The sequence below is a fragment of the Polynucleobacter campilacus genome, from assembly GCF_002206625.1.
Lineage (GTDB): Bacteria > Pseudomonadota > Gammaproteobacteria > Burkholderiales > Burkholderiaceae > Polynucleobacter > Polynucleobacter campilacus.
On the sequence record NZ_NGUP01000002.1, the window covers coordinates 68,328 to 79,178 of the forward strand.

Annotated in this window: 11 protein-coding genes; 5 read left to right on the forward strand and 6 right to left on the reverse strand. The window is 44.3% G+C overall.

What is annotated here, in order from left to right; genetic code table 11:
• The 4 genes from CBI31_RS03375 to CBI31_RS03390 are packed head-to-tail and all read right to left on the reverse strand — an operon-like array spanning position 1 to position 3,738.
• On the reverse strand, positions 1–984 hold the full coding sequence (locus CBI31_RS03375) for a Bug family tripartite tricarboxylate transporter substrate binding protein (protein ID WP_088525028.1): 984 nt from the start codon (positions 982–984) through the stop codon (positions 1–3).
• Between the two features lie 29 nt (positions 985–1,013).
• Positions 1,014–2,063 carry an Ldh family oxidoreductase gene (locus CBI31_RS03380; RefSeq protein ID WP_088525029.1) on the reverse strand — a complete coding sequence of 350 codons (1,050 nt, stop codon included), beginning with the start codon at positions 2,061–2,063 and terminating at the stop codon, positions 1,014–1,016.
• A gap of 6 nt (positions 2,064–2,069) precedes the next feature.
• Positions 2,070–2,804, reverse strand: a complete 735-nt coding sequence (locus CBI31_RS03385) for a GntR family transcriptional regulator (RefSeq protein ID WP_161491177.1) — start codon at positions 2,802–2,804, stop codon at positions 2,070–2,072.
• A gap of 1 nt (position 2,805) precedes the next feature.
• Positions 2,806–3,738: an SMP-30/gluconolactonase/LRE family protein gene (locus tag CBI31_RS03390; protein WP_088525031.1), complete on the reverse strand. Its 933-nt coding sequence runs from the start codon at positions 3,736–3,738 to the stop codon at positions 2,806–2,808.
• A gap of 141 nt (positions 3,739–3,879) precedes the next feature.
• Here CBI31_RS03390 and CBI31_RS03395 point away from each other — a divergent pair, with 141 nt between their 5' ends.
• On the forward strand, positions 3,880–4,815 hold the full coding sequence (locus CBI31_RS03395; protein ID WP_088525032.1) for a 3-hydroxyacyl-CoA dehydrogenase family protein: 936 nt from the start codon (positions 3,880–3,882) through the stop codon (positions 4,813–4,815).
• Here the strand turns inward: CBI31_RS03395 and CBI31_RS03400 are convergent.
• Positions 4,802–5,947, reverse strand: coding sequence for a mandelate racemase/muconate lactonizing enzyme family protein (locus CBI31_RS03400; protein ID WP_088525033.1), 1,146 nt, complete (start codon positions 5,945–5,947; stop codon positions 4,802–4,804). The two genes, CBI31_RS03395 and CBI31_RS03400, sit on opposite strands and share 14 nt — an antisense overlap.
• A gap of 64 nt (positions 5,948–6,011) precedes the next feature.
• On the opposite strand from CBI31_RS03400, the gene CBI31_RS03405 reads away from it, so the two are divergent.
• The 4 genes from CBI31_RS03405 to CBI31_RS03420 all read left to right on the forward strand — a co-directional run bounded on the left by CBI31_RS03405 (position 6,012) and on the right by CBI31_RS03420 (position 9,904).
• Positions 6,012–6,974 (forward strand): Bug family tripartite tricarboxylate transporter substrate binding protein, encoded by a 963-nt coding sequence (locus CBI31_RS03405; protein ID WP_088525034.1) that lies wholly within the window; start codon positions 6,012–6,014, stop codon positions 6,972–6,974.
• Between the two features lie 25 nt (positions 6,975–6,999).
• Positions 7,000–8,547, forward strand: coding sequence for a UxaA family hydrolase (locus CBI31_RS03410; RefSeq protein ID WP_088525035.1), 1,548 nt, complete (start codon positions 7,000–7,002; stop codon positions 8,545–8,547).
• 62 nt (positions 8,548–8,609) lie between these two features.
• On the forward strand, positions 8,610–9,590 hold the full coding sequence (locus tag CBI31_RS03415; RefSeq protein WP_088525036.1) for a DnaJ C-terminal domain-containing protein: 981 nt from the start codon (positions 8,610–8,612) through the stop codon (positions 9,588–9,590).
• Positions 9,591–9,595: 5 nt separating this feature from the next.
• Entirely contained in the window at positions 9,596–9,904 is a 309-nt protein-coding gene (locus tag CBI31_RS03420; protein ID WP_088525042.1) for a chaperone modulator CbpM, read from the forward strand.
• A 6-nt stretch (positions 9,905–9,910) separates the two neighbouring features.
• Here the strand turns inward: CBI31_RS03420 and CBI31_RS03425 are convergent.
• The coding region (locus CBI31_RS03425) for an ATP-binding cassette domain-containing protein (RefSeq protein WP_133062483.1) at positions 9,911–10,851 on the reverse strand (941 nt) is incomplete at its 5' end.

A 10,851-nucleotide genomic window follows, 5' to 3' on the forward strand; every position in this document is an offset into this window, starting at 1 on the left:
TTAGTCTAACCTAATCTTTGCCTTCTCTATCACCACTTTCCAGCGGGCAATATCTGAGAAATACAAATCTGAGAACTGTTGAGTATTCATTGGGGCAACTTGGACACCAGCCTTCTGGAAGCGCTCTTTCATCTCTGGCGTTTCTAAGATTTTCAGAATGGAATTATTGAGTTCCTTAATGATGCTGGGCGAAGTTCCTGCGGGAACAAATACACCCTGCCATAAAGCCATTTCATAACCTTTAACGCCTGCCTCTTGCATTGTCATTAATTCAGGAGCACCACTAAAGCGACTTTTACCAGTCACGGCTAATGCTTTGGCTTTATCACCTTTATATAAGGGGAGTCCTACTGGCATACCAGCAAAGTAAAAGTCAATTTGCCCTCCAACTAAATCTGTAGCTGCTGGTGACCCACCTTTATAGGGAATATGGATCGCCTGTAAACCGGTAGTAGCTAAAAATAATTCGCCTGCCATATGATCTGAATTTCCGATACCAGAAGAACCAAAACTCAATTTCCCAGGATCCGCTTTGAGCATTGCAATGAGGTCAGCAACAGACTTGGCAGGAGAATTATTATTCACAATCAAAATATGGGGAGTAGCTGCAACTCCAACTACTGGCAGTAAATCTTTTTGCCCATTAAATGGCAATCTTGGATTAGCTGCTACGTTAATTGCTAAGCCATTTTGCGCAAACAGAATGGTATAACCATCTGGAGCGCTCTTAGCAACAGCATCAGCAGCCAAGCTACCGGCTGCACCACCACGATTCTCAACAATGACGGGCTGCTTTAAAGCAAGACTCAGATCATTGGCGATCATCCTGCCCACAATGTCAGTAGAGCTACCTGGTGCATAGCCAATCATCATCTTGATAGGCTTATCGGGGTAAGCAGCAACAGCGAAACCCGCGAGTACCGGAATCACTGTCAACGCTGCTGCAGTGTTTAATGCTATGTTTTTTAATAATTTTTTAAACATATTGTCTCCTCCAGTAATAATTTCAATTCTTATAAATTTAAAGTAGCGATACCGCACTCTTTAGCACAGGCATTTAATGCCTCTAGTAATTCAGGTGACACTGGAATGCCTAAACGCTTTCTCTCAGCCATCATCTTTGCAGCACCTTCACCTGGCACTCGAATTTCTTTAACGCCAGGCAATGTTGCTGAGTTTTTTAAATCCTCAACTAAGGCAATCACTCTACTGACAAACTCTTCCTTGTTTCCAAAAGCACTTGGATCAACTGCAATAATGGTTTGTCCAGTATTCGTTACCAAATCATGGTGTACGTTGAAATCAATCGTACCTTTTCCTACGGCAGCATTATTCAGTGCGCCTGCAAGCAAACCAATCATGACAGCCAAACCATATCCTTTATAGGCGCCAATTGGCAATAAGGAGCCCTCTGCAGCTCTTTGAGGATCTGTAATGGGCTTACCTTGTCGATCGATCATCCAATCATCTGGTATTGACTCGCCCTTCTGGGCTGCAACTTTCACTTTTCCATAAGCAGCCACTGTGGTGGCAATATCTAGGAGAACCATGGGACCTTCACCCGCTGGTACAGCAATTGCAATCGGATTGGTAGAGAGTAGCAAGTCAATGCCGCCCCATGGCGCCATATGATTGGCGTTACCAACAGCCATATAAATACCAATGTAGCCTTGTTCTGCTAATTTGCGAACATACACTGATGCCGCGCCTGAATGATTTCCGTAATGGCTCCCAATCCAACAGACACTATGTTTTTTTACCTTTTCAATCGCTAGATCAACTGCCCTATTCATCACCAGATGGCCTAAAGCATTATCACCATTAATCAGTGCTGTTGCACCTTGCTCACGCTCAATCCGAATATTGGGATTGAGATTAACGCCGCCAGCTCGAATTCTCTTTAGATACGCAGGTAAACGAAAAATCCCATGGCCATCAGCCCCAACTAAATCAGATTGCACCATTAAATTGGCAATGATGTCTGCGTCGGCCGCAGGAACCTGTTGTGATTGAAGCGCCTTTGATATAAAAGCTTCGGCATCGGTGATGGATAAATACTTCATAGTGACTTAAATCTCTGAGCTCGCTTTAAATTCCATACTATAAACATACTTACTTTCTGGGTGATGCGTCACTGATACCTCAAATAACTTATCTTGATCATCAAAATATCGACGAATGATCACCAAGCAAGAAGGATTATGTTTGATATTGAGTTTTGCGGCAATCTCTGACGATGCTGGGGCGGCATACACATCAACTTCCGCCCTCTCAATCCTCGCTCCATATTTTTTCTCTATCTGCTCGTATACCATCACCTGTGTATGCTCTGGATCGCTTGTTAAGGACGCAAATTGAGGCAAGATGTAAATATCAGTCCAAGCAATAATTTCTTCAGACTGCTGCCGCTTACGCATACCTCCAATGTGATACCAGGAGGAGCCAATAGGCGCTTTCACAATCAGACTTAATGACTGGTCTAGCTCAATATATTCTTCGACTAAGTTTTTGCGATAAGTGTCACGCGAATAACTCAAGATATCGATTGGTGAATTGAAGCTTTGCGTAAAACGCCGCAAACGCTGCCTAGATACCACTTTTGTAGGTGCGCCTTGGCGACGATAAATCAGACCACTAGCCTGCAGAATTTGCAAAGCATGGCGCAAGGTATGCCGACTAGATTCAAAATCTCTACATAAATCGATCTCGGCCGGCAATAAAGAGCCGACCGGCCAATCACCGTTATAAATACGCTGCTCTAGCGTGTTTGCTAAAGATTTATATAACGGTAGTCTTTCTGACAATTTAGGTGAGCCCAAACATTTTTTTGCCTGCGATTGGGAGACGAGCCTTCAAGATGTCGCCAGATAAAGATTCTGTGATGTAGAGATCTTTTCCATCAGCACCACCAAAACACATATTGGCTAAATGATGATGATGTGGGTTCTCTGAGTAAATTAAATGGGTAGGCAGCATATTGTTATCAAACCTCCAGATGCCAATCCCTAGGTGGCAAACCAATAGCCCATTTTCAGAATCCATCTCAATACCATCAGGACCTGCAACACCGCCTGTGAGCTGAACTGCCACGCCAGTCTTAGATACCGAGCCATCAGCCATCAGAGGTAGTCTCCAGATCTGCTGAGATCTGGTAGCGGCTACAAATACATGTTTTTCTTGAGTATTCAATGTAATGCCGTTAGGACTTGGGACGTTAAGTGCCAAGCGATCTAATTGGCCATTGGCACGCAATCGAAAGACACGCCCTGTTGGATCTGCAATACCAGTTTGACCTTGGTCCGTGAAATACAAATCGCCATTTGAGGCAAAGTGCAAATCATTTAAGCCTTTAAAGTTCTCGCTATACATTGAACCCAAAATGGTTTCAATTTTTCCAGTCTTAGGGTCTAAAGCGATTAAGCCTGCCTTGTAATCGCAAATGAATGCACGCCCATCTTTATGAAACTTCAAGCCATTTGGCCAACCATCGTATTGGGTAATTAATTCCCACTCACCTTTTGTATCGATACGGAAAACGCGGCCAAAAGGAATGTCCACAAACCACAAATTTCCGTCGCGATCAAATGAAGGGCCCTCTAAGAAGCACTCCACTTCTGCGCCCTGACGATTTGGATCAGACCAACCCGTGCGAGATTTTTTCCTAAATTTCTCAGGCATCGTTGAAAAAACTTCTGTTTTGATTTTCTCAACAGGCTGGAAGGGGTTGTGCATCGTCATGAAGGGAGCTCCTAGAGTAAGTTATACGGATAAGTAATCTTTATTAATAAACTATTAAAACATAAATAATGATAACCTTATGCGTCAATTGATCTGAAATGATCAAACTCAATTTTTACTTAACCGCATAGGTTTAAAACGATGAAATCTGTAGCTGTCATTGGAACTGGAATCATGGGTGCTGGCATTGCTGCCGGCTTTATTGCTAAAGACATTCCCACCATTATTTTGGGTAGGTCTAAAGATAAGGCAGATGCCTGCTTAGATAAGGCTATTGCTCTTGCAAAGAAGATTGGCATGTCAAAAGACAATGCAGCTAAAGATGATTCCGAGATTAAGAAGCTGCAATTCGTTGGAATATTGGAAGGCTATCAAGACTGGGAGCAATGCTACTGGGTTATTGAGACGGTAGCAGAAAACCTTGAATTAAAGCAAAAAGTATTTCAATACCTTGATCAAGTCGTACCAGTGGATATTCCTATTGGGAGCAATAGTTCAGGATTCCCAATAAGCAAAATTGCAGACGGGCTCAAGACAGCTAATCGCATGATGGGTGCCCACTACTTTATGCCAGCTGAAGTAGTGCCATTAGTAGAAATTGTCATGGGGCAAAAAACTGATATCAAATATGCCGAACGGGCCTGTTCGCTCTACAAAGCGATTGATAAGAAGCCAGTTTTAGTTAAAAAAGATATCCCTGGGTTTTTAGCCAATCGCATTCAGCATGCCTTGATGAGAGAGGCACTCTCTCTGGTGCAAGAGGGCATCGCTACTCCAGCCGATATTGATGATGCAGTGAGATATAGCTTTGGCTTTCGCTATGCTGCAGTGGGCCCAATGACACAAAAAGAAATTTCAGGATGGGATGGAATGGCCAATGCCGCAAAAGAAATTTATCCATCCCTATCGAATATCACTAGCCTTCCACCTAAGGTAGTGCAACTCATGGCCGAAGGAAAAACAGGTATGAAAGCTGGGGAAGGTTTTAGAAAATGGACCCCAGAAGAAATCAAAACGGTTTCTGATTCCTACTCCCGCAGATTGAAAGCGGCTTTTGACGTTCTTAATATTGAATAATTGAGTAACCTTGAGCTACAGCATCCTTAACGCGATCCATATTAGGAGTAACGCCAACTCCAGTAGCATTGAGCTGAGCAAGATACAAGTGACCGCGCTGCGCCGTTAATGGCTGATCACAGATATCAAAACGTAGGTATTGATTTGACATGCTAAATCCCCAGGGCACATCACCGACAGCGAAGCCGATGGAAGCGGTAGCAGCTCCGGATAGAGATGTTTCTGCAACCTTGCAAGCTAAGTTAAGTTGCAGATTATTCTTCCGCAGAATTTGTGCACAGCTCCAGGCCTCCATCACCCCCCCGGTCTTAATGAGTTTCAGACTGGCGCCATTTAGAGCATTAGCTTTCATTAACTCCATAATCTCAGCAGAGCCATGGATAGATTCATCTAGGCCAATAGCAATTGGCGAGCGCGCTTTGAGCAAAGCAAAGTCATTTACAGAAGAGTCTGCGCTAATCAATTGCTCTGCAAACGATAATTTTCTAGCCTGCGGTGAAATACAAAAATGCAGGGCATCGTCTAAAGACATAGCGCCATTAGCATCCACAGAGATAATGTCTCCTTCTAGCAAATCTGAGAGTAACTGGACGCGTCTTAGATCTTCCTCTAATGACAGAGAGCCAATCTTGATTTTCCAATGTTTAAATCCTGCCTCGCGAAATGATTTAGCATCCGCCATTTCTTTTTCGGGTGCTCCACCGATCATTCGCAACAAAGGAATTTCAGTTAACTCAGTTAAGACGGCTCCAGTATTTAAGGAGCGTAGATATTTCCATAAAGAAATGGAATGCTTCTGGGTGTACAAATCAAGTAATGCCATCTCAAGACAGGATTTTGCTGATGGATTACCATACAAAACAGCATCAGAAGATTTGGCAAAAAGATTGGGGTCACTCCACTCAATAGAGCGCGCCTTTTCTACCAAATATTTTAGACTTGCCAATAGACTATCGAGGGTTTCACCAGTCATGAGGGGTGCAACAGATGCTTCGCCCCAACCTTGGCGACCCTCTTCGTCAGTGAGGCAAAGTAATACTGTTTTGGCATCCACAATTAACTCTTTGGCCATTTTGATTGGCTCAATTAGCGGTATGGATAGAGGAAAGATTGTTGCCTGATTAATTTTCATTTTTTTAACAGCATTTAAAGTCAGATTTTATAAGAATTAACACTAAGAATACGGAGAACATTACATGAGAAAAATATTTTTAGCATTGTCGCTTATTAGCATAAGCTCTATTGCTACTGCTCAGGCACAGAACTACCCTAGTCAACCCATTAAATTGATTGTTCCATTTGCTGCTGGCGGCCCTTCAGATGTTTTAGCGAGAGGATTTGCTCCTAAGCTGGGTGAGAATCTAGGTCAACCGATCATTATTGATAATAAGCCTGGTGCGGGCGCCAATCTTGCTGCAGAGTATGTCGCTAACTCCAAACCAGATGGCTATACCCTGTTTCTCATGATGGTGGGCACGCAAGCCATCAATGAAACGCTGTACAAAAAATTGAATTACAACCTCATTAAGGACTTTGCACCAGTCAGCCTGGTTGCCTCCTCATCTTTGCTATTTGTAGCAAACCCTTCTGCACCCTTTAAAACAATTCCAGAACTCATTACCTACACCAAATCCAACCCCAATAAGGTGAGCTTTGCCTCATCAGGTGCAGGCACACCACTTCATCTCGGTGGTGAGCTCTTTAATACTCAAGCAGGTACAAATATTTTGCATGTACCTTACAAGGGTGCTGCACCCGCATTAACCGATGTACTTGGCGGACAAGTTGAAACCGCTCTTGTTGGCACCCCTGCCGCACTGCCCTATGTACGCTCTGGAAAATTAGTTCCCCTGGGAATTACGAGTCTTAAGCGCTCATCAAGCGCCCCTGAGATTCCTGCAATTTCAGAGTACTTGCCTAAATTTGAAGTTGAGCTTGTTTATGCAATCGTTGCTCCCGCTAATACACCAAAAGCGGTTGTTGATAAACTGAACGCACAATTAATCAGCGTACTAAATAACCCAGAAATTAAAGGGCAAATTAATGGAAAAGGCTTTGAGGTCATTACAAGCACCCCAAATCAATTAAGCGAGTACATTAAGTCAGAAGTTGCTAAGTGGGGCCCGATTGTTAAGAAATCTGGCGCCACTGCTGAATAAGAAAATAACTCACCGAAAGAAATCCATGATTGACATGTCTGAAAAACGCCTCATCGGCCCAATCATTCGTCTCCACCCTAATGACAATATTGTCGTGGCCCGGATTGATGTTGGCATTGGCACAGAAGTACCTAGTGAGAGCTTTACTAGCCGCAGCCAAGTACCTGCCGGCTATAAAATTGCAACGAAAAAGATTCTCAAAGGTGATCCGATTCTGAAGTACAACGTGACTGTAGGTTTTGCCAATACAGATATCGAAGCGGGCACCATAGTTCATAGTCACAATACTGAGTTTCGTGAATTTGATCGCGACTATGCCTACGCCAGTGAATTTAAACCTACCCAAATGTTGCCTGAATCTGAGCGCGCAACATTTCAGGGTTATGTGAGACCGAATGGAAAAGTAGGTACACGTAATTTCATAGGGATTTTATCCACCGTGAATTGCTCTGCAACCGTAGTCAATAAAATTGCTGACTGGTTTACGCCAGAAAGATTGAAGGATTTTCCAAATGTGGATGGCGTTGTGGCGTTTAGCCATGACATCGGCTGCGGCATGGAAATGAGCGGTGAACCAATGCAATTGCTCCGTCGCACGATGGCTGGTTATGCTCGTCATCCTAATCTTGCAGCTGCACTGATTGTCGGTCTTGGCTGTGAACGCAATCAATTAAAGGGTTTGATGGAGCAGGAAGACCTCACTGCAGGTACAAACCTGCACACCTTCATCATGCAAGAGACCGGTGGCACACGCAAAACGATTGAAGCCGGAATTGAGGCAGTTAAGGCCTTACTTCCAGAGGCAAATAAAGCAAAACGTGAAACAGTATCAGCGAGTCATCTGTGTGTTGGCTTGCAATGCGGTGGATCAGATGGCTTTTCATCCATCACGGCTAATCCAGCGTTAGGTGCAGCAATCGATATTTTGTCTCGTCATGGGGGTACTGGGATTTTGTCCGAGACGCCCGAGATTTATGGCGTAGAGCACACCCTCACCCGCCGCGCTGCAAGTCAAGCTATTGGTGAAAAACTAATTAAACGTATTCGTTGGTGGAAAGACGAATACTCTGTTGGTAGAGACGTGCAGATTAATGGTCAAGTTAGCCCAGGAAATCAAATTGGTGGGCTGGCTAATATCTTTGAAAAATCTTTGGGCTCTTCCATGAAGGGTGGCACTGGTCCACTCATGGAAGTCTACAAGTATGCCGAACCAGTCACCACTAAAGGCTTTGTCTTTATGGACACTCCTGGCTTTGATCCTGTATCCGCTACAGGGCAAATTGCTGGTGGTGCAAATTTAATTGCCTTCACTACCGGTAGAGGCTCCATGTTTGGCTCTAAACCTGCGCCTTGCATCAAGCTAGCCACCAATACCCCCATGTATCAGCGACTTACCGAGGATATGGACATTAATTGTGGAGAAATTTTGGATGGAACTGTTTCAGTTCAAGAAATGGGGCAACGGATATTTGAGCTCTTCCTGAAAACTGCTTCTGGAGAGTCTTCTAAGAGCGAGCTTCTGGGCCTGGGTGATTATGAGTTTGTGCCCTGGCAAATTGGGGTGATGAGCTAATACGCCTGTAGAATTAATCATTAGCTCAGTAAGAACAGATACGTGAGGATTAATATAGGCCTATGAAATTTAGGGATTACTACGAAACGCTTGGGGTAGCACGCTCTGCTACCGAAGCTGAAATCAAAACTGCCTACCGCAAACTTGCCCGCAAATATCACCCAGATGTCAATAAAGAAGCTGGGGCTGAAGAGCAATTCAAAGAAATTGGTGAAGCCTATGCCGTTTTAAAAGATACCGAAAAGCGCGCAGCTTATGATCGCTTCGGTGCTAATTGGAAAAATGGTCAAGACTTCACCCCTCCCCCCAATTGGAATGAAGGTTTTGAATACTCTGATAATGAGTTTAATGGTGGTAGCCCAGGTTATGGTGGTGGCTTTGAAGGTGATCAAAGTGAGTTCTTTGAATCTCTCTTTGGCAGAGGTAAGCAACGTCAAGGTGGCCGAAGCAGCCAATCACGCCAAGGCATGAACTTCAAAGGGCAAGATCATCATGCCAAAATTTTGATTGATCTTGCTGATGCCTATAACGGCGCTAAACGGACTATTTCATTGCATATGCCAATGCAAGATCCCAGCGGTCATGTCAGCACTAAAGAGCGCAAGTTAGATGTCAGCATTCCAAAAGGAATTAAAGCCGGCCAAAATCTTCGCCTCTCAGGGCAAGGTGGTCCCGGTATTGGCGAAGGTCCAGCGGGCGATCTCTATTTAGAAGTTGATTTTCATCCAAATCCAATCTATCGGATTGATGGTAAAGATGTATTGATCGATATTCCATTGGCACCATGGGAAGCGGCTCTAGGCACTGCAGTCAATGTGCCAACACCAGCAGGCTCTACTTTGGAATTAAAAATTCCGCCAGGTACAGTTGCAGGTCGCAAGATGCGCCTCAAAGGCAAAGGCATTCCAAGTGCAGAGCCCGGTGACTTATATGTAGTGCCTACGATTGCACTACCGCCAGCCCAAACAGATACTCAGAAAGAAGCCTATCAACAATTCGAGAAGGCTTTTGATTTCAACCCTAGATCTCACTTGAAGGGATGATCACCATGACAAAGACCAATACCACCTGGATTGAAGCAAGCGTTGTAGAGAACGAAGTGAATATGAGTATTGTGGAGCTCTCACATGCTTCTCGCACTCCTCAAGAATTAATTATGTCTTGGGTATCTGAGGGTGTCCTCAGTCCTGCGGGCTCATCACCTGAAGATTGGCGCTTTAGTGGGGACTCTCTTAAAAGAGCCAAGACTGCAGCGCACCTGACACACGATCTAGAATTAAATGTTTCAGGAGTTGCCCTAGCCCTCGATCTCTTAGATGAAATCGCGCAGCTGCGTGCACGCCTCGAGCTTAAATAAGAGAGCTCAAGACTCAGAACGACCCAGGAGTAGCTCCCAGCGTTGCAGCTTTTGCTCTAACTGACTAGTAATCTCGGTTAAACGCGCTTGCATGCTGGCCGCTAACTCAGGTTCATTCTTATAAAGATCTGGATTACTCATCGCAATACCAATATCGGCCTGCTCTGTTTCAAGCTCTTCAATTTGCAGAGGTAAAGTCTCCAACTCTTGACGCTCCTTGCCATTGAGTTTTTGTACTCCACTCTTCGCAACTGGTTTAACTTCTGCTTTGAGTGCTTGTTTGACTTCGGCTTTTGGCTCCACTTTGTTTGCAGCTTTTGCATTACTAGCGCGAATTTGGTCTGAACGTGCCTTTTGGATTTTCCAATCCTCGTAGCCACCTTCATACTCACGCCAAAAACCATCTCCCTCATGAGCAATGATGCTGGTCACCACGTTATCTAAGAAATAGCGATCATGACTAACCAAAAATACAGTGCCTTTGTAATCTTGTAGCAATTGCTCAAGTAAATCTAAGGTATCGATATCTAAGTCATTGGTGGGTTCATCTAAAACCAATACATTTGCTGGTCTAGCAAATAAACGAGCGAGCAATAAGCGATTACGTTCGCCGCCCGACAAAGTACTTACTGGAGAGTTGGTGCGCTCTGGTGCAAATAAGAAATCACTCAAATAACTCTTAACGTGTTTTTTATTGCCATTGATTTCAATCCACTCGCTACCTGGACTAATGTAATCCTCAAGCGAAGCATTGAGATCAAGACCTTCACGCATTTGATCAAAATAAGCTACTTCAATCCGAGTGCCCATCGTAGCGCTTCCTGAGTCAGGTGCAATGGTCCCTAGAATCAATTTCAGCAAAGTCGTTTTACCTGCGCCGTTAGGACCGAGCAGACCTACCTTATCTCCACGCAAAATCGTTGCTGTAAAGTCTTGCACAATCGGCC